Source organism: Microbacterium bandirmense, assembly GCF_037204185.1.
GTDB classification, from domain to species: domain Bacteria; phylum Actinomycetota; class Actinomycetes; order Actinomycetales; family Microbacteriaceae; genus Microbacterium; species Microbacterium bandirmense.
Genome location: NZ_JBBDGM010000005.1, coordinates 175243 through 198297, shown reverse-complemented (window position 1 = coordinate 198297; position 23055 = coordinate 175243). Strand labels below are relative to the sequence as shown.

Annotated in this window: 15 protein-coding genes, 1 tRNA gene and 1 pseudogene; 4 read left to right on the top strand and 13 right to left on the bottom strand. The window is 65.7% G+C overall.

Annotated features, from left to right (window positions below; genetic code table 11):
* Positions 1–12 precede the first annotated feature (12 nt).
* Both WDU99_RS07740 and WDU99_RS07735 read left to right on the top strand, forming a co-directional pair.
* Positions 13–1983, top strand: a complete 1971-nt coding sequence (locus tag WDU99_RS07740; protein WP_337331871.1) for a hypothetical protein — start codon at positions 13–15, stop codon at positions 1981–1983.
* Positions 1984–2039: 56 nt separating this feature from the next.
* Positions 2040–2453 (top strand): hypothetical protein, encoded by a 414-nt coding sequence (locus WDU99_RS07735; protein WP_337331870.1) that lies wholly within the window; start codon positions 2040–2042, stop codon positions 2451–2453.
* Positions 2454–2917: 464 nt separating this feature from the next.
* Here WDU99_RS07735 and WDU99_RS07730 read toward each other — a convergent pair whose 3' ends face one another.
* From WDU99_RS07730 to WDU99_RS07715, 4 genes are all read right to left on the bottom strand, one after another.
* Positions 2918–3637 carry a type II toxin-antitoxin system VapC family toxin gene (locus WDU99_RS07730; RefSeq protein ID WP_337331869.1) on the bottom strand — a complete coding sequence of 240 codons (720 nt, stop codon included), beginning with the start codon at positions 3635–3637 and terminating at the stop codon, positions 2918–2920.
* A gap of 135 nt (positions 3638–3772) precedes the next feature.
* The gene (locus WDU99_RS07725; RefSeq protein WP_337331868.1) at positions 3773–4813 is read right to left on the bottom strand and encodes a PIN domain-containing protein; all 1041 of its coding nucleotides are present in this window, start codon (positions 4811–4813) and stop codon (positions 3773–3775) included.
* 284 nt (positions 4814–5097) lie between these two features.
* On the bottom strand, positions 5098–5988 hold the full coding sequence (locus tag WDU99_RS07720) for a hypothetical protein (RefSeq protein ID WP_337331867.1): 891 nt from the start codon (positions 5986–5988) through the stop codon (positions 5098–5100).
* Positions 5975–6976, bottom strand: a complete 1002-nt coding sequence (locus WDU99_RS07715; RefSeq protein WP_337331866.1) for a hypothetical protein — start codon at positions 6974–6976, stop codon at positions 5975–5977. Before WDU99_RS07715 ends, WDU99_RS07720 begins: the two co-directional genes overlap by 14 nt.
* A 557-nt stretch (positions 6977–7533) precedes the next feature.
* Here WDU99_RS07715 and WDU99_RS07710 point away from each other — a divergent pair.
* A pseudogene (locus tag WDU99_RS07710) lies at positions 7534–8776 on the top strand (IS481 family transposase).
* A gap of 57 nt (positions 8777–8833) precedes the next feature.
* On the opposite strand, the gene WDU99_RS07705 reads toward WDU99_RS07710, so the two are convergent.
* Together WDU99_RS07705 and WDU99_RS07700 are read right to left on the bottom strand one after the other, a co-directional pair.
* Positions 8834–8915: transfer RNA gene (locus WDU99_RS07705), tRNA-Tyr, on the bottom strand.
* Positions 8916–9001: 86 nt separating this feature from the next.
* Positions 9002–9931, bottom strand: coding sequence for a carbohydrate kinase family protein (locus tag WDU99_RS07700; RefSeq protein ID WP_337331865.1), 930 nt, complete (start codon positions 9929–9931; stop codon positions 9002–9004).
* 234 nt (positions 9932–10165) lie between these two features.
* On the opposite strand from WDU99_RS07700, the gene WDU99_RS07695 reads away from it, so the two are divergent.
* Positions 10166–10756 carry a hypothetical protein gene (locus tag WDU99_RS07695; RefSeq protein ID WP_337331864.1) on the top strand — a complete coding sequence of 197 codons (591 nt, stop codon included), beginning with the start codon at positions 10166–10168 and terminating at the stop codon, positions 10754–10756.
* A gap of 194 nt (positions 10757–10950) precedes the next feature.
* On the opposite strand, the gene rpoC is transcribed toward WDU99_RS07695, so the two are convergent.
* From rpoC to WDU99_RS07660, 7 genes are all read right to left on the bottom strand, one after another.
* Positions 10951–14826: a DNA-directed RNA polymerase subunit beta' gene (gene rpoC, locus WDU99_RS07690; RefSeq protein ID WP_337331863.1), complete on the bottom strand. Its 3876-nt coding sequence runs from the start codon at positions 14824–14826 to the stop codon at positions 10951–10953.
* Between the two features lie 63 nt (positions 14827–14889).
* Positions 14890–18390, bottom strand: a complete 3501-nt coding sequence (rpoB, locus tag WDU99_RS07685) for a DNA-directed RNA polymerase subunit beta (RefSeq protein WP_337331862.1) — start codon at positions 18388–18390, stop codon at positions 14890–14892.
* 206 nt (positions 18391–18596) lie between these two features.
* Complete coding sequence (locus WDU99_RS07680) at positions 18597–19028, bottom strand: TA system VapC family ribonuclease toxin (RefSeq protein WP_337331861.1); 432 nt, start codon at positions 19026–19028, stop codon at positions 18597–18599.
* Positions 19025–19273, bottom strand: a complete 249-nt coding sequence (locus WDU99_RS07675; RefSeq protein WP_337331860.1) for a type II toxin-antitoxin system VapB family antitoxin — start codon at positions 19271–19273, stop codon at positions 19025–19027. The genes WDU99_RS07680 and WDU99_RS07675 overlap by 4 nt, the downstream gene beginning before the upstream one ends.
* Positions 19274–19323: 50 nt before the next feature.
* Positions 19324–21048, bottom strand: a complete 1725-nt coding sequence (locus tag WDU99_RS07670) for an ABC transporter ATP-binding protein (protein WP_337331859.1) — start codon at positions 21046–21048, stop codon at positions 19324–19326.
* A complete protein-coding gene (locus WDU99_RS07665; RefSeq protein WP_337331858.1) occupies positions 21045–22016 on the bottom strand; it encodes an ABC transporter permease in 972 nt (323 codons plus the stop codon). The genes WDU99_RS07670 and WDU99_RS07665 overlap by 4 nt, the downstream gene beginning before the upstream one ends.
* Positions 22016–23020 (bottom strand): ABC transporter permease, encoded by a 1005-nt coding sequence (locus tag WDU99_RS07660; RefSeq protein WP_337331857.1) that lies wholly within the window; start codon positions 23018–23020, stop codon positions 22016–22018. Before WDU99_RS07660 ends, WDU99_RS07665 begins: the two co-directional genes overlap by 1 nt.
* Positions 23021–23055 lie beyond the last annotated feature (35 nt).

Sequence of the window (23055 nt, the reverse complement as noted above, 5' to 3'; positions counted from 1 at the left end):
TCGCCGGCTCGCGTGCTGCGGCTCGTCGACAAACTCATCCCGCAGGTGCTGCACACTGCCACGCTTCGCGCGCTGTTCGAGCAAGTTCGGGTGAAGCACCAGGACTCGACTGTGGTCCCACGGATCACCCTGGCGGCGATAACTCGCGAGATCTACCTGCGTCTGCCGCGGTTCCATCAGAAGGAGCGCGAACTGCTTAGCGAGCTGTTCACTCCAGAACTGCATGATTCGCTCGTAGCTCGAGTCGGCTTCGGCCCCGACGCTATGTTCGCGATCTACGATGCGTTCCACTCGTACATTCCGCAACGGCTAGCCGAACGTCTCGAAGCTGCCAGGGAGGAGTTTACTGAGGCACTTGAGTCCTCAGCCGAGTTTGCGAGCGTTCTGCACTCTCACGCCGGCGGATTCGACGACGCGTTCCGGCGGGTTGTCGGCCGCCGTGCGTTCGACGAACTGTCCACTCTTGTCGCGCTCTCCCGGCAGGACCTGATGACTGCTACGGGTGTACCGGAAGCAGAACTTGACGCTCTGCTCTCACTGATGAGCGTCGATCTGGACGCGGACAATGAAGGTGTGGTCGCCGACTTCCTTCGCGGGAACAACGTCATGCGAACCCGACCGTTCCTGGCCCGTGCCGACGAGAACGGCGAGAAGAGGTACATGTTGGTTCAGCCCACCTCCTTGATCTTTGGTATGCGTGAGCTCTTCGAGGCTGCATTGACGCTGGAACCGACAGATCAGAGCTACATAAAGCACCGCGGCCAACTCCTGGAGGAGCGCGGCATGCGGGCGCTCGTCGACGCGACCCGACCCGATACTGCGCTGATGAACATGACCTATGTCGACGCCGACGGGAAGCGCTTCGAAACGGACGGACTACTCATCGTCGGCGAAGTCGCAATCATCGTCGAAGCAAAGAGCAACCGGCTGACGCCATACGCTCGCGGTGGCGCACCTGTCAGGTTGTGGAAGGAGCTGGGCCCCATCATCTCGAAGGCGGCCCACCAGGCCGAGCGACTCAGCACGTTCATCGATGCCGGAGCCACCGCGATTCATGTCGTCTCGTCGATGAGCGCGGACCAACCGAACGCACCAGTCCGCAAGAACTGGGACCTGGATGTCAGTGACGTTCGACAGATCTTCACCATCGCTCTCACGCTGGAGGATCTCAACTACATCGCCACAATCTCTTCAGAGCTCGTCGAGAGCGGTCTGATCCCTGCGGAAGCGACTTCGCCCTGGGTGGTGAACGTTCATGATCTCGAGGTCACGGCACGTCTTCTCACCAGGCCGGCAGAGTTCGTTCAGTTCCTTTCGCGGAGAAGACGTGCAAGCGCGTTCAACAACATCCAAGCCATCGACGAGCTGGACTACGTGATGCACTACCTCAAGTTCGGACTTTTCCCCGAGGGCGCGATGGACACCATGACCCTCGTGCAAAGCCTCACCGACGACCTTGACGCGTGGATGTTCTATGAGGACGGCCTTCGCGAGACGCCGGCACCGAAGCCTCAGCAGGAGATCGATGTCGAGACTGACGAGATCCTGTCGAGCCTCGATGAGCATCGACCGTTCGGGTGGATGGGCGCGTCGACGAACCTCCTCGAGCTAGCACCCGCGGAGCGAAAGCGAATCTCGCACGAGGCACGACGTCTTCGCGAGCTCTCCGCAGTGGACGGCACACCTCACTCGATGTACTTCGAAACGGCCGGAGTAGGCGGGAAGCCACTCATCTTCATCGTGATGAGCTTTCCGGCCGGAGCACGCACCAAGGCAATCACCGACCGGTTCACCGGGTACGCAACTCTCCGGCGCTATGCCTCCCGAGCGGATGCCGTCTACTGTTTCGGTTCCATCGCCGGAAGCGATGCCGTGTTCGACATGTTCTTAACCCTCGATTCGGAGTGGGAGTTCGACTCGGCGCTCGACGAAGCAACGCACACGGCCGGGCTCGCGCCGGGGATCGGCGCGCACCGGCCCTGATACTCGCCCACTCGGGAACCATTCTTCGGCGAAGCGTCGATGGGTACCCTGCAAACATGAGCTTCCACATCGAATACCGCCTCGGCGGCAAGCCGAACTGCGCCGGCGCATCGCGCGGGGACGCGATCCTCCGTGCGCTGCAGGCGAAGAAGAGTCCAGCGCTCATCGTCGAAGGCGAAGGCACAACGTTCGGGCGTGGTGAGGTCGTTGCCGTCATCTTGGGGGCGGGCGAGGTCATCACACCGGGACCGCAACCGGCCTGGTGGGACCTCGTCAGCGAGCAGACTCGGTCTGCGCTCCTTGCCGGCGCGCCCCTCAGCGCCGACGTCGTGACGGACGTCACCAGTGCCGGTGGAACCGTTGTCGCCACCGCCTGGGAGAGCGGTCCGATGAGCAACTGGGAGCTGTCACCGGCCAGTGATCAGGACTGGGTGCGCGCACAAGCTGCAATCCGTCAGGTGCGGGGCTGACTCGCAGCAGTTGCTACGAGATGTCTCAATCTCTGTAGTCCCCGACCGTCGAATCGCCTACTCGATGGGCACGCCTATCGTCGCGCCAGGCGCGACCGGCGGCGCATCACGCCGAGTCACCAGTGAACGCGGCACCCCGTTCACTGGCTGTCGCAGTGCGCGTTGCCTGTCTGGCAACGAACGCACCGGCAGCTGCAGCTTCCTCGCAAAGTGTGACGACGAAACATCCCCAGAATGTTCGACATGCAATCCCCAAACCGTCAGCCTTCTGGGCACATCCCGAGGGTTGCGACCGCATCGTCGCAGATTTCACAGCTCTCAGTCGGCGCAGACGAGACATCTGTCTCGGACTCTGTAGCGCTGACACCCTCGCACCATTCCTTGGCACGAGGTGAACCTTGTCGCCGTCAGATGGTCCTCCACGGCGGGCAATAGGCGGGGACTCGCATGATCCTCACCCCCAATCACCGGCGTGAGCGCCACACGGTGTGCAGTTGGCGGTCTCCTGTCACCTCTCGTCGTTTCTCCGTGGACGTGGGCTCGTCGGGGCTTCCGAGGGTCCAGTCGAGAACGTCGACGGCAAGAACCGTCATGAGGTCATCGTTCGTCATCGGGACGAGCCCACGGTGGCGTGCGTGCGCCAGGATCAGCAGGTCATTCATCGTGTTGCGATGATCCTTCTTCCCCGCATACCGGGCGTTGAAGGTCTCGAAGATGTCGACGGCGTCATCCACGGCTGATTGCGTCAATGGGAGTGGTTGCAGCCCACACTCGTCGATGGCACGTGCCGCGCGCTGGAACGAGCTCTTGCGCCGACTGCTTACCTGCGATGCTTGCTGCGCGAGGGCCTCTGCCCCGAAGTTTTCGACCAGGTGGGCTGTGCTCGCGTGCGCGAAGAGCTGTCGGGCTGCGAAGCCGCCGCCCCCGGAGAACACCAAGGAATCCGTCCCGCCTCGATGCTCGAGATGACGACGGTCGAAGCCTATGTTCATGGTACGGGGCGTTGCCGCTCGATAGGACGCGCTCAAGCTTTTCGGGTAGTAGCGATACTTCCAGTTTCCTCCGGCGTACACCCCGAAGAGTTCGTGCAATGTGACCGACGACACGAATCCCCCGTAGAGGTCCCTGTAGTCTCCGTTCCTGGCGGCGTTGATAATGACGTTCGTGTCGACCAGAGGTTCCATAGCCACATGTCTACCCTGGCGCGTGGCCGCTTGCTCCGCCAACGACGCAGCGCGATGTGCTCACGTCAAGGCCTCGGCGCGCGCCGTCGGACGGTTCACCCCAGCAGATGCCTCACATGTCAGAGCGGACAGAGCCTAGGCAGGCGGCATGTTCTCCGTGAACCCTTCGAGCTCGAGGTCACTATACAGCAACCCTTCACGAGACACCGAGACGTCGACGTGGCCAGCGGCGGCGAACGACAGCACGACGACCTCCTCCTCGACGTCCACATCGACGTCCGACGGCTGAACGCGTTGCAGAGCGAGTTCCACATCCATCAACGTCACGAAGTCGGCGCGATAGTTCCGGTGCTCCCAGTATTGACGTACCTGAATCTCTCCCACTATCGGTTCGCCAATGTCCAAGATGGAGACCGCGGCCACCTGGCCGCCCGATCCGAGCTGGCGTGGCAGCAGTTCCGCGATGTTGATCTCCCATAGCTGCGCGTGCAGGTACGCTCCGAGTTCCACCGCGGTCACCGAGATCGCGTACGCCGGCTCGATCTCGTCATGGAAGACCCCGGGCACGGCCAGCTGGTGAAGGTGCTGCAGCCACCGGAACCAGGGTTCGCGTGCTTCTCTTTCCTCCAACTCTTCCACCAAATGCGGATGGAGGGTGTCACTCGATTTTCCGGAAGCCCCGAACGCACGCCGATCTGCGCTGACGAAGACGATGTTGCTGTCTTCGAAGCGGTCATCTACGACCTCCAGTACCGACAGCCAGTGAAGAGCGTCACGGTAACCGGATCCGGCATCGTCGAACGGACGCCGTCGGTCAATCGCCCGTCGCGCGACATCCTCGTGTGACACCTGTGGTGCTTCGAGTACAGTCACGCCCACCTCTTGCAGCGCCTTCGAGAGGAGCCTTGGGTACTTCTTGGCTTCCTTGCGTGCAGTCGCGACGGCGCGCTCCAGATGCTTCTGAACGTCCAGGGACGCACGCCGGTCGACTGCCTGGATCTCGACGGCCTTCGCTTCCCGCAGCCGGCGATAGGTTGCCACCGCCTCTTCACGCGCGAGCCGTGGCAGGAAGACCTCCACTCGGCCCCCGGAGATCGCATCGGTGAGCTGAGGCCAGATGGATCCTCTGAGCAGTGGGTCGGAGACGAGCACGTTCGCGTCGAGGATCACAATCACAGCGTCAGGATAGTCCTCCGTTTTCGTTCGCCGACTGGCATCGCGTTGAGCCGACACGGATGCCCCGCGACCGCCATGGCAGCGACTACAGAGTTGGAGACAGCACCTCAGCTCGATCCCCCGCGCGAGTACAAACCTCCGCCGACGTCGGTACGGCTCGTTAGGCAGAAGCGCCGCCTCAGGAAGTGCAGTCGGCCAACGCCGAGGCGACGCAACGGCTACAAGCATGGGAGGAGACGCTCGCACGGACTCCGGCGACCTCCTGAGCACCCCATGGCGCCCTGTCAGTTACGGTGAACGCTGATGCCGTCCTCCGCCGAGTAGCGGTACGTGAACTGTCCTCGCGTATCTATCCAGAGGACGTCGATGCCGGAGGGAAGTGCGACACGCGACTCGGTGAGGTGCCATGCATTCCGGGGGAACACGTGCGCGTTCGCCCCAGCCGGCGAGGCGTACAAGTAGAGGTGGCGCGCATCTGCTTCTATACGTTCGCTCTCTGCGACCATGTCGCGCTTCGACAGGATCAAGGGCGACCGCAGGAACCCATCCAGCCCCTCGACGACCGTTCCCTCGCTCGGCTTCACCCGTGAGTCCCACGCCACGGCTTCAACGAGCGCCTGTCCGTCGGGGATCTTCCGCGCACGGAGCCAGCGTGCCGTGGGGAGCTCAACGAGATCACCGCCGGAGAGGTCGAGCTCTCGGAGGTCCCTGACGACGGAGTCCGCGAACGCAGTCGCTCGTCGGGAGTTGGATGGTGGGGCGTACCCGGACCCGAAGTGCAGGGCCCAATGCGAGGAGCCATCGTAGTGAGCGTTGATTCGCTCGACCAGTCTTTCGCTTCGGTCGAACGTCTTCTCGTCGATGGCGGTTGCGGTGGACGTGACCTCTACAACCAGTCGAATGTCGTCACCGTGGAGAAGCAGGTCAACAGCGGCGGACCTGGTCCCGTCGTCCACCCTCTCCGGTGTCAGGCCGGTGAATGCGTGAAGGTTCAGGGGGGCCCGCCGCTCCTGCGCGACGGTGAACCAGTCGTGGGGGATGTGGTTTTCATCGACCGCCGGCGGGAAGTCCCGGTAGATCGACTCCACAACAACGTCGCCCGAGGCCGGAACGACGTTCGCTCTCCCACCACGCGCGCACCATCTGAACCCCGCCTCGACGTCAGCGACGCGCAAGTTGACGCCGCAGAGTGTCCACGACGATCTGTGGCGCAGCCTCGTCGAAGCCATCCCGGATCAGGCCCAGACGGTGCACCCGGAGATCGGCCTCTTCAGCCCTGCCGTCGTCGTGGCGATTGAGCTCTTCGACCTGGAGCAAACCGAACCACTCCAGCGTCTTCCGCGCCGCGGAGAAGGAATCACGATGGATTCCGTAGTGCCGGAGGCGGGTCTGCGAGTCCATGGCGAGGAGCCCACCGTCCGGGAATCCGCCCTTGCCGCAGGCCACCATCAGGAGTAGCGCGATCTCTGAGTCTTCAAGGACGTGCAGCCAGCCGTTGCTGACGAATCCTTCGGGCAGGGTGAAAGTGGCCTCGGCAGCGCGAGGCACCCGGTACTCTTCAACCTCGCCGAGCGCGTCCCGTCCGCTCTCGTTGAGCAGGAGGAGACTGTCGTACCTGCCCCGGGCTCCCTCACGCTCGGCGATGACAACCAGTCCAGCCGCCTCCAGCGAGTTGAGAGCGCTTCGGACGCTGCGTGCCCGCTTCTCTCGGGCAGTAATGTAAGCGTCTCGCTTCTTCGTGTCCACTGCGTCGGCGGAGAGCAGGTCTGTCCAGCCGAGCCTGGTCGAATTCCCCACCGACTCGATGGGCAGGTCTTTCAGGCGAGCTCGGGCTCCGGCCTTACGGTTCGCTTGGGCGACGGCGATGAGCGTGAGCTCGAATCGCAGCGCGCCGCCTCGGCTCGTGATGAGGCGTGTCGCGGGCGGGCGCATCTCGGGTGGCGGCGCCTTGCGGTCAGAGGCGTCGGCGGAAATCCCCTTGTCACGGTAGGAGAACCCGTGGCGGAGCGTCAGGCCCGTCGCCGGCAGCGTCCCAGGAAACGATCCGGCAATCTTCTCCACGTCCTCAACGAAACCCGGTCGCTCGAGACGCTGGAGTCGTCGTTCATACTTCTCGCGCTCACGCTTGTTCGGGGGGCGAGTGAAGTCGATGCTGATCTCCACGGCAGCTCCAGTCTCGACGAACCAGCTTGAACGAATCAACCGGCCAGAGACCTCTTCGCGGTTCTCGTAGCGAGGTGTCGTTGCTGGCCGGTTGAGGCGTCCCTCCACTCTAGTGGACTGAGGGCGATCTGTCTGCCTTACTAGAGCCCAACACGAGAGGAAGGGGGTGAAATGAAGAACATCCAGTCCACAGGTGGCGAGCGAGGCCCGAACCGATGGTCTGAACAGCTGAGTTGGTTGCGAGCCGTACTGCAAGCCGTTCAGACCATCGCGATCCTGGTTCGTATCTGGCAGAACTTCTAGGAGCCCTCCGGTGGCCCGTCGCCTTGCCCGCGGCGGGCCACCCCAGAATGGATCCCCTGATGATAAGCACAGTTAGTGCGGGCCCGACAGCCCTGCCGCCTCCTGAAGTACTTCTTCGAAGCCAGAGACGCAGCGTACTTCGCCGCTGCCTGGTAGGACGTGTGCCCCCGAGAGCGGTCGACTCGCGTCAAGACCAGGTCGCCCATCGTAAGCCGGTCCGTGAAGTACGTTCCTTCGACCTCATTGGGCTCCACATTCGGGGGCTTCAGGGTGCAGGTGCCGGCGCTGCACTCGCTTCGCCGCCGTTCCGACGGTCGAAACATCGGGTCGCCGTGTTGAAGATCATCGCCGGGCAGCTGAGCGTGACCGCTGCGGCAGCCGAGTACGGGCTGTCCCGTCAATACCTGCACACGCTCCTCGCGCGTTACCGGGCCGAAGGTCTGGACGGGCTCGAACCCCGCTCACGCGCGCCCCTGTCGAGCCCGCAGGCGGCCACCGACCGGGTGCGGGCGAGGATCATCGCGATCCGCGGCTCACTGACCACGGACGGCCTCGATGCGGGGCCGGTCACGATCGCGTGGCATCTCCGCGAGGAAGGGCTGAAGCCGCCATCGACATCCACGATCCGCCGGATCCTGCATCAGGCCGGTTGGTCGCTCCCGAGCCCCGCAAACGCCCCCGCTCGTCCTACATCCGCTTCGAAGCCGCGCAACCGAACGAGACCTGGCAGTCGGACTTCACGCACTGGCGACTCGCTGACGGGACCGATGTCGAGATCCTGAACTGGCTCGACGACCACTCCCGGACACTCCTGTCCTGCACCGTCCACGCCCCGGTCACCGGAGATGACGTCGTCACCACGCTCCTCGCCAACATCGACAGCTACGGGCCGCCCGCGTCCAGACTCACCGACAACGGCCGCGTCTATGCCGCCCGCCACGGCGGCAACCGCAACGCCTTCGAATACGCGCCCTCGCAGCACTACACATCGTCCAGAAGAACGGCGCCCCCAACCACCCGCAGACCCAGGGCAAGATCGAATGCTTCCACCAGACCCTGAAACGCTGGCTCACCGCCCGCCCCCGCGCCAACACGACCACCGAACTCCAAACCCAGCTCGACACGTTCCGCGAGCACTACAACCAGCACCGCCCGCACCGTGCCCTCGACGGCAGAACTCCCGCCCAGGCATACGCCGCATCCCCGAAAGCCGCCCCCGCCGGCAGCATCGCCGACACCGGCCACTACCGGCTCCGCTACGACCACGTCGACAGGAACGGGAAGATCAGCTTCCGCCGCGCCGGCCGCATGCACCACCTCGGCATCGGAGTCACGCACCGCGGCAAGCGCGTCATGCTCCTCGCCGACCCACACACCATCACCGTCATTCACCTGAACACCGGTGAGATCCTCGCGACCAACACCATCGACCCAAACAAGACCTACTGGCGCAACAACGAAAGAGAGCCCGGCCGATGGCCGGACTCTCTCTCATAACTGTCTTCTATGTCTCGACTCAGATGTCATCTATGTCGCGACTCATCACATGGTCAGTGGCAAGTGAGGGATTCGAACCCCCGAATGCAATGCAGGCTGATTTACAGTCAGCTCCCTTTGGCCGCTTGGGTAACTTGCCAATGCACGCCCGTCCGACTTGATCAGCCAACCGGGGGCGCGAGAATCAAGCATACCTGCCCGCGGCGGTCGTAAGAAATCGAAACCTCAGCTGCCGAACACTCCCTGATCAGCGTCCGCCAGCGACTCCGGAGTGCGCAGCAGACCGCCCTCGGCACGCACGGTCGCGGCGGCGATCAGCATCGCCCGATCGAGCAGTTCCTGCCAGTCCGATCCGGATGCCGGAGCGCCGGCGGACAGGCTCGCCGCGACCGCCGCGAGCGTGGCGTCTCCCGCCCCGACGGTATCGACGATCGCGCCAGGCAGCTTCGCGATCGGGGACGTGAACACGCCGGCATCCGATTCGAGCACCGCACCGGCTGGGCCCGCTGTCGCGAGCACCGAGCCGACGCCGAGATCGCGCAGGCGGGCGCGCAGCGCGTCGAGATCTCCGCTGAGCTCCTCGTCGTACAGTAGGGCAGCATCATCGGATCCGACCTTGACCAGCTCCGAGCGCGCGGCGAGGCGCTCGAAGCCGCGGACGAACTCGTCACGGTCGCTGAGCATGCCCGATCGTGGGTTCGGGTCGACCGCGACCCTGGCATCCCCCAGGGCGTCGACGAGGGCGTCGACCTCGGCCGGCACGTCGAACGGGAAGCAGCTGATCGCGACGATCCCGGCATCCGAGATCGCCTTGCGGGCCTCATCGTCGTATCGGATGCTGCGCCCTCGCGCCGCGTCATTGAAGACGTACTGGGGCTCGCCGCTCGTCGACCACGTCACGACCGCCCGCGACGAGCCGCGCGGCGCGTCGCTCGCGATCAGCTCCACGCCATGATCGCGCAGGTACTCGCGGATGTGGTCGCCGGGCTCGTCATCGCCGACCATCGCGATCAAAGTGGTCGGGATGCCGAGCCGCCGCAGGCCGACGGCCACGTTGAGGGCGGCTCCGCCGACCAGTTCGCGGACGCCCGTGGCATCCCGGATCTCATCGATCAGCGCGTCGCCGATGACGACCGCCGCACCACCATTGCTCATCCTGCGAGACTATCGCGTGCAGGGCCGTTGCCGAGTGCAGGACCGTTGGCGAGAGCAGGTCGGATGCTGCAGAACCAGCCTGCTGCGGGCAACGAGCCTGTTCTGGGGCGATGGCGGGCGGAGGGCAGCCCGGGCGGACGACAACGACGGGCGACGGGCGACGGGCGACGGGCGACGGACGACGGTGCGGCGCGGCTCACCTTCGCATCAGGCGCGCGGTCCTACCCTGTGATCATGAGGCCCGCGAGAAGGCTCCGAGTCGGCATCGCCGCCGCGATCCTCATCATGGGCGCGGCGGTGCTGGCGGGCTGCCTGCCCGATGAGGCGCTCGTTCCGCGGGCCGCGTCGCCGACGGCATCCGAGAGCGCGACGGCCGAGCCGACGCCCAGCGCGACTTCCACCACGCCGGTGATGACGCTGCCGAAGGACTGCCGCGAGATCCTCTCGCCCGCCATCCTCGCCGAACTCGACGGCGTGCCGCTGAACGACCCCGCGTTCGGCGAGAGCGGGCTGCTCGCCGACGGAACGCTGCGCTGCAACTGGGGCGACCCGGCGGCCGACACCACGGGACTCATCACGACCATCGAGCCGATGCGACACGGTGAGGCGCTCGATATGCTCAACGCCCTCGTGGCCGACGAGGGGTTCAGCTGCTACACGCCCGACGACGGCACCCGCTGCGAGAAGAGCTGGCCGAACGAGCAGTATCCCGTCACGGACGGACGGACGCTGTTCTGGCGCGACGGACTGCTGATCGACACCCGATACTCGAACCTCGCGCCGTCCGGATACACGTCCGCGATCATCGCGGCTATCTGGCGCTGAGGTCGCGCGGGGGTTCGCCAGCGGGGTGGTCCCAGGCGGGGCCCGTCCAGGTCGCAATGGTTGTCGCTATTCGCGCGAAATAACGACAACCATTGCGACCTGGACGTTCGTGTTGGCGAAACTGGCGAGCCGGACGGGACGAGAAGGCCCCGGCCCTCCGAAGAGGGGCCGGGGCCTTCACGCATCAGGACCTATCAGTTGTACGAACCGGGCGTGATGTCGTCGGTCGAGAACGCGTCGAAGTCGACGTAGCCGAAGTCACCGTCGGCGTACGCACCGTCGGATGCGAAGATCCGGTTCGGGTAGCGCTCGCTCTTGGCCTCTTCGGTCGCCTCGACCGTGATGTTGCGGTACTTCGACAGACCGGTTCCGGCCGGGATGAGCTTACCGATGATGACGTTCTCCTTGAGACCGACCAGCGGGTCGCGCTTGCCCTCCATGGCGGCCTGCGTGAGCACGCGGGTCGTCTCCTGGAACGACGCAGCCGACAGCCACGACTCGGTCGCGAGCGACGCCTTCGTGATACCCATCAGCTCGGGGCGACCCGACGCGGGACGCTTGCCCTCGGACACCGACTCGCGGTTGATCATCTGGTAGCGCTTCAGGTCGACCATCTCACCCGGCAGCAGCGTGGTGTCACCGTGGTCCACCACGGTGACCTTGCGCAGCATCTGACGGACGATGACCTCGATGTGCTTGTCGTGGATCGGCACACCCTGCGAGCGGTACACACCCTGCACGCCGTTGACGAGGTAACGCTGCACCTCGCGGGCGCCCATGACGCGCATGACCTCCTTGGGGTCGAGCGTGCCGACCTGGAGAGGCTGACCGACGGTGACGTGCTGGCCGTCCTCGACGAGAAGCGTCGCACGCTTCAGCACCGGGTAGACCACCTCTTCGTCGCCGTTGTCGGGCGTGAGGATGACCTTCTTGCCCTTCTCGTTCTCTTCGATCGCGATGCGGCCGTCGGCCTCGGCGATCGGAGAGGCGCCCTTCGGCGTACGAGCCTCGAACAGCTCCTGCACACGCGGCAGACCCTGGGTGATGTCATCCGCCGACGCCGAACCACCGGTGTGGAAGGTACGCATCGTCAGCTGGGTGCCGGGCTCACCGATCGACTGTGCGGCGATGATGCCCACGGCCTCACCGATGTCGACCGTCTTGCCGGTCGCGAGCGAACGGCCGTAGCACTGCGCGCAGACACCGACGGCCGAGTCGCAGGTCAGCACCGAGCGGACCTTGATGGTCTCGATGCCGGCCTCGACCAGCTTGTCGATGAGCACGTCGCCCACGTCGTCGCCCGCCGAGGCGACGACCTCGCCGGCCTCGGTGACGACATCGGATGCCAGCGTGCGCGCGAACACCGAGTTCTCGACGTTGCCGTCGCGCACGAGCACACCCTGCGAGTTCGGAGCGGCGATCGGGAGCTCGAGGCCCTTCGTCGTGCCGCAGTCCTGCTCGCGGATGATGACGTCCTGCGAGACGTCCACCAGACGACGGGTCAGGTAACCCGAGTCGGCGGTGCGCAGAGCGGTGTCGGCCAGACCCTTACGGGTACCGTGCGTCGCGATGAAGTACTCCGCCACCGACAGACCCTCGCGGTACGAGGAGATGATCGGACGGGGGATGATCTCACCCTTGGGGTTGTTCACCAGACCGCGCATACCCGCGATGTTGCGGATCTGCAGCCAGTTACCACGAGCACCCGACGACACCATGCGGTTGATGGTGTTGTCCTCGGGGAAGTTGGCGCGCATCGCGGCCTGGACCTCGTCAGTGGCCTCGGTCCAGATCTTGATGAGCTCCTGACGGCGCTCGGCGTCGGTGGTCAGACCCTTGTCGTACTGCGACTGGACCTTCGCGGCCTGCTTCTCGTAGGTCGCGACGATCTCGGCCTTGTTCGGCGGGGTGAGGATGTCGCTCAGCGCGACGGTGACACCCGAGCGGGTCGCCCAGTGGAAACCGGCATCCTTGATGCGGTCCAGCGTGGCGGCCGTCTCGACCTTGGGGTACTCCTCGGCCAGCTTGTTCACGATCTGCGACAGCTTGCCCTTGTCGGCGACGCCGCGCACGAAGGGGTAGCCCTTCGGAAGCGCGTCGTTGAAGATCGCCTGACCGAGCGAGGCGTCGACGAGGCCGTGACGCTCGTAGCCCTCGGGAGCCTCACCCTCGAGGAAGGTGAGACCGGGGATGCGGATGCGAACCTTGGCCTGCAGGTCGAGGGTGCCCTCGTCCTTCGCCAGGACGGCCTCGGAGACCGAGCCGAACGCACGACCCTCACCGGCTGCGCCCTCCTTGACCGTGGTCAGGTGGTGCAGACCGATGATCATGTCCTGCGAGGGCAGGGTCACCGGACGGCCGTCCGACGGCTTGAGGATGTTGTTCGACGCCAGCATCAGCACGCGGGCCTCGGCCTGAGCCTCGACCGACAGCGGCAGGTGCACAGCCATCTGGTCACCGTCGAAGTCCGCGTTGAACGCGGCGCACACGAGCGGGTGCAGCTGGATGGCCTTGCCCTCGACGAGCTGCGGCTCGAACGCCTGGATACCCAGACGGTGCAGCGTGGGCGCACGGTTCAGCAGCACGGGGCGCTCGCGGATGATCTCCTCGAGCACGTCCCACACCTCGGGGCGCATGCGCTCGACAGCGCGCTTGGCGGCCTTGATGTTCTGCGAGTGACCGAGGTCGATCAGGCGCTTGATCACGAACGGCTTGAACAGCTCGATCGCCATCGTCTTGGGCAGACCGCACTGGTGCAGCTTGAGCTGCGGACCGACGACGATCACCGAACGACCCGAGTAGTCGACGCGCTTTCCGAGCAGGTTCTGACGGAAGCGACCCTGCTTGCCCTTCAGCATGTCGCTGAGGGACTTCAGGGCGCGGTTGCCGGTACCGGTGACGGGGCGACCACGGCGGCCGTTGTCGAACAGCGCGTCGACGGCCTCCTGCAGCATCCGCTTCTCGTTGTTGACGATGATCTCGGGGGCACCGAGGTCGATCAGACGACGAAGGCGGTTGTTGCGGTTGATCACGCGGCGGTACAGGTCGTTCAGGTCGCTGGTCGCGAAGCGGCCACCGTCGAGCTGAACCATCGGACGCAGCTCCGGCGGGATCACCGGCACGACGTCGAGCACCATCGCGGCCGGGCTCATGCCGGTCTCGAGGAACGAGTTGACGACCTTCAGGCGCTTGATCGCGCGGATCTTGCGCTGGCCCTTGCCCTCGGAGATCTGCAGGTGAAGGCTGTCGGCCTCTTCCTTCAGGTCGAAGGTCTGCAGGCGACGCTGGATGGCCTCGGCGCCCATGTGGGCCTCGAAGTACTGGCCGAAGCGGTCCTGCAGCTCGTGGAAGACGTCGTCCTCGGGACGCAGGGCGCCCACCTCGAGGGTGCGGAAGTCCTCCCACACGCGCTCGAGCTTGGCGATGGCCTCGTCAGCACCCTTGCGGGTGAGGGTCATCTCCTTCTCGGCGGCGTCCTTGACCTTCTTCTTGGCGTCGGCCTTGGCGCCCTCCGCCTCCAGGGCGGCGAGCTCCTCCTCCAGCTTGGCCATCCGCTCGGCGATCTTCGCGTCGCGGCGGTCGCCGAGCGTCTTCAGCTCGAGCCGGATGTTGTTCTCCTGCGTGGCCAGGTCGCGGTGACGGGCATCCTCGTCGACCGAGATCACCATGTAGGCAGCGAAGTAGATGACCTTCTCGAGGTCCTTCGGCGCCATGTCGAGCAGGTAGCCCAGACGCGACGGCACACCCTTGAAGTACCAGATGTGCGTCACGGGGGCGGCCAGCTCGATGTGACCCATGCGCTCACGGCGCACGGAGCTCTTGGTGACCTCCACGCCGCAGCGCTCGCAGACGATGCCCTTGAAGCGGACACGCTTGTACTTGCCACAGGCGCACTCCCAGTCGCGGGAGGGGCCGAAGATCTGCTCGCCGAAGAGGCCGTCCTTCTCAGGCTTCAGCGTGCGGTAGTTGATCGTCTCGGGCTTCTTGACCTCGCCGTAGGACCATCCGCGGATGTCCTCTGCGGTGGCCAGGCCGATTCGAAGCTCATCGAAAGTTGTTGCGTCGAGCACTGGTTCTCCTGTGTAGAAAAAATCTGTTCCGTGGGACCCTGGGTCCCTGAGCTTGTCGAAGGGTCAGATCTCGTCGATCGAGGCGGCTTCGAAACGGCTGGAGATGTTGATGCCGAGCTCTTCCGCTGCGCGGAAGGCCTCGTCGTCGGTGTCTCGCAGGTTCACGGCGGTGCCGTCGGCCGAGAGCACCTCGACGTTCAGGCAGAGCGACTGCATCTCCTTCATGAGCACCTTGAAGGACTCGGGGATGCCGGGCTCCTGGATGTTCTCGCCCTTGACGATCGCCTCGTAGACCTTGACGCGGCCGAGGATGTCGTCGGACTTGATCGTGAGCAGCTCCTGCAGCGCGTACGCGGCACCGTAGGCCTCGAGGGCCCACACCTCCATCTCACCGAAGCGCTGTCCACCGAACTGCGCCTTACCACCGAGCGGCTGCTGGGTGATCATCGAGTACGGACCCGTCGAGCGCGCGTGGATCTTGTCGTCGACGAGGTGGTGCAGCTTCAGGATGTACATGTAGCCGACCGAGATGGGCTCGGGGAACGGCTCACCGGAGCGGCCGTCGAAGAGACGCGTCTTGCCGGAGCGGCCGATCAGGCGATCACCGTCGCGGGTGGGGAGCGTCGAGTCGAGCAGACCGGCGATCTCGTGCTCCTCGGCACCGTCGAACACCGGGGTGGCGACCTTGGTGCCGGGGGCGGCCTCGAACGCCTCCTCGGGGAGCTTGACAGCCCACTCCGGAGTGCCCTCGACCTTCCAGCCCTGCTTCGCGATCCACCCGAGGTGGGTCTCGAGCACCTGGCCGAAGTTCATTCGACCGGGGATGCCGAGCGGGTTCAGCACGACGTCGACCGGGGTGCCGTCCGAGAGGAACGGCATGTCCTCGACGGGCAGGATCTTCGCGATGACGCCCTTGTTGCCGTGACGGCCGGCGAGCTTGTCGCCCTCGGTGATCTTGCGCTTCTGGGCGATGTACACCACGACGCGGCGGTTGACGCCCGAGCCCAGCTCGTCGTCGCCCTCTTCGGCGTTGAACTCCTTGACGGCGATGATCGTGCCCTGCTCACCGTGCGGCACCTTCAGCGAGGTGTCGCGAACCTCGCGGCTCTTCTCGTTGAAGATGGCGCGCAGCAGGCGCTCCTCGGCCGAGAGCTCGGTCTCACCCTTCGGGGTGACCTTGCCGACCAGGATGTCGCCGGGGCGGACCTCGGCGCCGATGCGGATGATGCCGCGCTCGTCGAGGTCCTTCAGCAGCTCGGGGCTGACGTTGGGGAGGTCACGGGTGATCTCCTCCTTGCCCAGCTTGGTGTCGCGGGCGTCGACCTCGTACTCCTCGATGTGGATCGACGAGAGGGTGTCGTCCTTCACCAGCTCCTGGCTGAGGATGATGGCGTCCTCGAAGTTGTGGCCCTCCCACGGCATGAACGCGACCAGCAGGTTCTTGCCGAGCGCGAGCTCGCCGTTCTCGGTGGCGGGGCCGTCGGCGATGACCTCGCCGGCCTCCACGCGCTCACCGGCGTTCACGATCACGCGCTGGTTGTACGAGGTGCCCTGGTTCGAGCGGTCGAACTTGCGCAGGTGGTACTCCTGGGTGCCACCCTCGTCGAGCATGACCACGACCTTGTCGGCCGAGACCTCGCTGACCACACCGGCCTTGGCGGCGGTGACGACGTCACCGGCGTCGATGGCCGTGTAGCCCTCCATACCGGTGCCGACCAGCGGCGAGTCCGAGCGCAGCAGCGGCACGGCCTGGCGCTGCATGTTGGCGCCCATGAGCGCGCGCTGCGCGTCGTCGTGCTCGAGGAACGGCACGAGCGAGGTCGCCACCGACACCATCTGGCGCGGGGAGACGTCCATGTAGCCGATCTCCTCGGGCAGGAACAGGTCGACCTCACCGCTTCCGCCGCGGGGGCGGGCGAGCACGTGGCTCTCACGGAACTTGTTCTTCGCGTCGAGCGGCGCATTTGCCTGCGCGATGTTGAAGTCGACCTCTTCGGCCGCCGTGAGGTAGTCGATCTGCTCGGTGACCACGCCATCCTCGACCTTGCGGTACGGGGTCTCGATGAAGCCGAACGAGTTGATGCGCGCGAAGGTCGCGAGCGCACCGATCAGACCGATGTTCGGGCCTTCCGGCGTCTCGATCGGGCACATGCGGCCGTAGTGCGAGGGGTGCACGTCTCGCACCTCGACGCCGGCGCGGTCACGCGAGAGACCACCGGGGCCGAGGGCCGACAGACGGCGCTTGTTGGTCAGACCCGCGAGCGGGTTGTTCTGATCCATGAACTGCGACAGCTGCGAGGTGCCGAAGAACTCCTTGATCGCGGCCACGACGGGACGCACGTTGATCAGGGTCTGCGGGGTGATCGCCTCGATGTCCTGCGTGGTCATGCGCTCGCGGACGACGCGCTCCATACGCGACAGACCCGTGCGGACCTGGTTCTGGATGAGCTCGCCGACGGCGCGGATGCGACGGTTGCCGAAGTTGTCGATGTCGTCGGTGGCGATGCGGATCTCGGCCTTCTTGCCGCCGCGGATGCCCTCGAACGTCTCGTCACCGCGGTGCAGGCGCACCATGTACTTGATCGTGGCGACGATGTCGTCGCGCGTGAGCACCGAGTCGGTCAGCGGAGCTGCGACGCCGAGCTTCTGGTTGATCTTGTAGCGACCCACCTTGGCCAGGTCGTAGCGCTTCGGGTTGAAGTAGAAGTTGTCCAGCAGCGAGCGCGCGGCCTCGGCGGCGACCTGCTCGCCCGGACGCAGCTTGCGGTAGATGTCGCGCAGCGCGTCTTCCTGGGTGAGGATGGTGTCCTTCGCGAGGGTCTCCTCGATGGAGGGGAAGCCGGCGAACTCGGCGAGGATCTCCTCGCTGGTCATGCCCAGCGCCTTCAGGAAGACGGTGACGGACTGCTTGCGCTTGCGGTCGATGCGCACGCCGACCTGGTCGCGCTTGTCGATCTCGAACTCGAGCCAGGCACCGCGGCTGGGGATGACGCGGGCGGTGACGATGTCCTTGTCACTGGTCTTGTCGGGGGTCTTGTCGAAGTAGACACCGGGCGAGCGCACCAGCTGCGAGACGACGACGCGCTCGGAGCCGTTGATGATGAACGTGCCCTTGTCGGTCTGCAGGGGGAAGTCGCCCATGAAGACCGTCTGAGTCTTGATCTCACCGGTCTGGTGGTTCATGAACTCGGCCTCGACGTACAGCGGCGCGGCGTAGGTCTTGCCGCGCTCCTTGCACTCGTCGATCGAGTACTTCTCGGGCTCGAGGTACGGGTTCGTGAACGAGAGCTGCATCGTCTCGCCGAGGTCTTCGATCGGGGAGATCTCCTCGAAGATCTCACCCAGACCCGACACCTCGGAGACGTCGGTGCGGCCGGCCTTCTTGGCCTCGGCGACACGAGCCTTCCAGGCGTCGTTGCCGACGAGCCAGCCGAACGACTCGGTCTGCAGCGCCAGAAGGTCGGGGACCGTCAGCGTGTCGGAGATCTTGGCGAACGAGAGACGGGGAACCCCGCGGCCGTTCTTGTTGGTGGTGGATGTGGATGCGTTGCGAGCAGCAGCCAAGGGAGTAACCTCCGTGAGCCCGGGCAGGGGCTGGTCGATTCCTAGACGTCAGGTGGAGTGCACGCTCGAGAACTCAACGAGATGCCGACCACCATATGAGGGCACGGAGAAGCGAGCGCAACTACTAACTATAAGCCGGATCTTTCGACATGGCAAGCGCGATCCTTGACCAATCCGAGAACCTGCGGTAATGGCATCCCCCGCGATCACTCCGCCGACGGATCGACCAGACGCAGCCCCTCGAAACGCGCCAGCCCTCTGTCGAACGACGCCAAGGTGGCGCCGTGCTCGATCGCAAGAGCCGCGTGATAGGCATCCGGAACATCGTTGCCGCGGGCGGATGCCTGCCGCACCAGCCGGTCGAAGATCCGCCAGTGCCGTTCCCCCGGTCGCACCACGCGCGATCCGGGCGCGGCGAGGGCGCGCGCACAGGAATCCATCGCCGTGACCGGGTCCGACGGCGGCACGAACACCCGCGGATGCGTCATGAGCCGCACCGCCCCCGAGAGTGCCAGCTCTGAGATGCCTATGAGCTCACCGTCCGCTTGCACCGACGCCGACCAGCGAGTCACGAGATCATGCTGCGGATGCCCGATCCGCAGCATCGGAATCCAGACGTTGACGTCGAGGAGGATCACAGATCTTCCATCGCATCGAGCATGGCCGAGTTGCTGCGCCAGTTGATGCCCGGGCGCATCCCCTGATCACCCGGGACCTCGATCGCGACATCCGCCCATGAGAAGTCGGCGACAGGTTTCGCCCGTTCGGCGAGGTACTCACGCAGCGCGTCGTCCACGATATCGCCGAGCGCAGCGTGCTTCGTCGCCGCGATCACCTTGATCTTGGCGAGGAGGTCATCGTCGATGTTCACCGTCGTGCGCATGCCTTCAGGCTATGTGCATCATGATGCGCAGTCAACGCATCATGATGCGCTCACGACGCGATGCCGAGCTCGTTCCCCGGGATCGAGCTCAGCAGTCGGCGGGTGTACGGGTCGCGCGGATTGGTGAAGATCTCCTCGCTGGTCGCCGCCTCGACCAGCGCACCGTCCTTCATCACGCACACGTAGTCGCTGATCAGCCGCACCACCGCGAGGTCGTGCGAGATGAACAGGTAGCTGAGTCCGTACTCCTTCTGCAGGTCACCGAGCAGCGTGAGGATCTGATCCTGCACCAGCACGTCCAGCGCCGAGACCGGCTCGTCGCACACGATCAGGTCGGGCGAGAGGGCGAGGGCGCGCGCGATGGCGACGCGCTGCCGCTGCCCGCCCGAGAGCTCCGCCGGGTAGCGCTGCATCATGGATGCCGGCAGCGCGACGTCGTCGAGCAGCTTGAGCACCCGCGCCCGGCGTTCAGCGCGATTGCCGCGCTTGTAGAACTCCAGCGGCTCGCCGATCAGGCGTCCGATCGTGAACATCGGGTTCAGGCTCGAGTACGGGTCCTGGAAGATCGGCTGCACCCGCTGGCGGAACTCCCGCGCCTGCGCCTTGTCGAGCGTGGCGATGTCGTGCCCCTCGAAGCGGATGGTGCCCGCGGTCGGCTCGATCAGCTTCAACAGCATCCGAGCCGTCGTGGTCTTGCCCGACCCCGACTCCCCCACGATCGCGACGGTCTTGCCGCGCGGGATGGCGAGCGAGACGTCGTCGACGGCGACGAAGTCGTCGCCGCGGCCGCGCACCGGGTACACCTTGCGCAGTCCCTCGATCTCGACGATGTGGTCGCCGGCCGCGACATCGGATGCCCGTGGCGCGCCGTCCTCAGCCCCACCAAGACCCTGGGTTGCTGAGCCTGTCGAAGCATCGAAGACCTCCGGCTGCAGCCGCGCCGCGGCGATCGACGGCGCAGCACTGACCAGGCTCTGCGTGTACGGATGCTGCGGATCCTCGAGGATCTGGCGCGCATCACCCTGCTCGACCACGCGACCGCGGTGCATGACGACCACGCGCTGCGCGCGCTCGGCGGCCAGCCCCAGATCGTGCGTGATCAGCAGCACGGCGGTGCCGAGCTCCCTGGTCATCTCGTCGAGCTGATCGAGGATCGTCTGCTGCACGGTGACATCCAGCGCGCTGGTCGGCTCGTCGGCGATCAGCAGCCGGGGCCGGCAGGCGAGGCCGATCGCGATCAGCGCCCGCTGACGCAGCCCGCCCGACAGCTCATGCGGGTACTGCTTGGCCCGCCGCTCGGGATCGGGAAGACCCGCCGCCGACAGCGCCTCGATCACCTTCTGCTTCACGTCGCCGCGCGTGGCGAGACCGTGCGCGAGCAGCGTCTCGGCCACCTGCGTGCCGATCTTCGCCACGGGGTTGAGGTTCGACATCGGGTCCTGCGGGACCATGCCGATGTCACGGCCGCGGATCTGGCGCAGCTCGCTCTCCGATGCGCCGACGAGTTCACGACCGTCGAGTCGGATGCTGCCGCCGGCCACCCGCCCGCCGGAGGCGAGCAGGCCGATCACGGCCATCGCGGTGGTCGACTTGCCCGATCCGGACTCGCCGACGATCGCGACGGTCTCGCCGGGGGCGATCTCGAGGTCGACACCCTCGACGGCATGCACGACACCGTCCATGGTCGCGAAGTCCACCGCCAGACCCGACACCTGCAGCAGCGGCTGGCCGTCCATCCGCATCTCCTTCACGTTCATCGCGCTCGCGTCCTTCATCGGGCCCGCGTCCTCGGGTCCATCGCCTCACGCAGGGCCTCGCCGAAGAGGGTGAAGCCCAGAGCGGTCACGGCGATGCAGATGCCTGGGAAGAACGCCAGCCAGGGGGCGATCGCCAGCTCACTCTGCGCGTAGGTCAGCATCCGACCCCACTCGGCCGTCTCGGGGCGTCCGCCGCCGAGACCGAGGAACGACAGCGCTGCGGCGTCGATCACCGCCGTCGCCAGCGTGAGCGTCGCCTGCACGATGACCGGACCGATCGCGTTCGGCAGCACGTGCGACATGGTGATGCGTCCGCGCCCGAGCCCGAGGGTCTGCGCCGACAGCACGTACTCGCTGGTGCGCTGCTGCAGCATCGACGCGCGCAGCAGACGCGCGAAGATCGGCACCTGAGACGCACCGATGGCGATCATCACCGCCGACGGGGTCTGCCCCAGGATCGCGGCGATCGACACCGCCAGCAGCAGGTTCGGCACCGACAGGATGATGTCGACGATCCGCATGATCGTCGTGTCGACCCAGCCGCCGAACGTACCGGCGATCAGGCCGAGCAGCATGCCGCCGACCAGGCCGAGCGCGGTCGAGACCACACCGACCATCAGCGATGCCTGCGCACCCCAGATGAGCTTGGAGAGCACGTCGCCGCCGAAGCGGTCGAGTCCGAGCGGGAACTGCGGCAGCTCACCGGGACCGGGGATGTGGGTCGGGGTGATGTACTCGGTGCCCGGCAGCGCCGTCTCGGGATACGGGGCGATGATCGGCGCCAGCAGCGCCACGGCGAGGAAGACGAACACGATCGCCGCGCCGATCCATGCCGTGGGGTTGCGGCGGAGACGTCGGAAGACGTCGCTCCAGAAGCTGCCGTTCTTGTGCAGATCGGCCTGGGCGACGGTGACGGTCTCGGGTGCATCGGGGGCACCGTCGCCCGGCCCGCTCGGGCCCTGTGCGGGTGGGAGCACTGCACTCATCACTGAACCCTCACTCTCGGATCGATCAGGCTGTACGACACGTCCACCGCCAGGTTGATCAGCGCGTACGCGATCGCGATGAAGATGATGAAGCCCTGCAGCACCGGGAAGTCACGGGAGAAGATCGAACGGGCGAGGAACGATCCGATGCCCGGGAACGCGAAGACGGTCTCGGTGAGGACCGCGCCCGAGATCAGCAGGCCCGTCTGCAGGCCGATGATCGTGATCACCGGCAGCATCGCGTTGCGCAGGATGAACCGGTTGCGCAGCGTCGGCACCGCGAGGCCCTTGGCCCGGCCGGTGCGCACGTAGTCGGCGTTCTGCACCTCGAGCACGCTCGCCCTGGTGATCCGCACGATGATCGCCAGCGGGATCGTGCCCAGTGCGAGCGCCGGCAGGATCAGGTGGGTGACGGCATTCCAGGCGGCATCGAACTCGCCCGTGATTATCCCGTCCCAGACGTAGAAGCCGGTGACGTGCGTGGCATCTATTCGCGCGCTCTGGCGCCCGTCGGAGGGCAGCCAGCCCAGCTGCACGGCGAAGATGTACTTCAGGATGAACGCCAGGAAGAACACCGGGATCGTGATGCCGATCAGGCTGAACACGACGGCGGTGTGGTCGGTCCACTTGCCGTGCCGGCGCGCCGCCCAGTAGCCGAGGGGCACGCCGACGCCGATCGCGAAGATCAGCGCCAGAACGCTCAGCTCGATCGTCGCGGGGAAGCGCCGGAAGAACTCCTCCGTGACAGGTCGCCCCGTGACAATCGACGAGCCGAAGTCGCCTTGGAGCAGGCGCCCCACCCAGACGAAGTACTGCTCGTACAGCGGACGGTTGAAGCCATAAAGTTCGTTGACCTCCGCGATCGCCTCGGGTGTCGCCTTCTCACCGAGAAGGGCGATCGCCGGCCCTCCGGGGAGAGCGCGGACCCAGGCGAAGAGCAGCACGCTGAGGCCGAAGAGGGTAGGGATGAGCAGCAGAAGCCGCTTGCCGATTGTTCGCAGCAAAGGGGTCTCCGGGTATGGGGTCCTCCCCGCGCGGA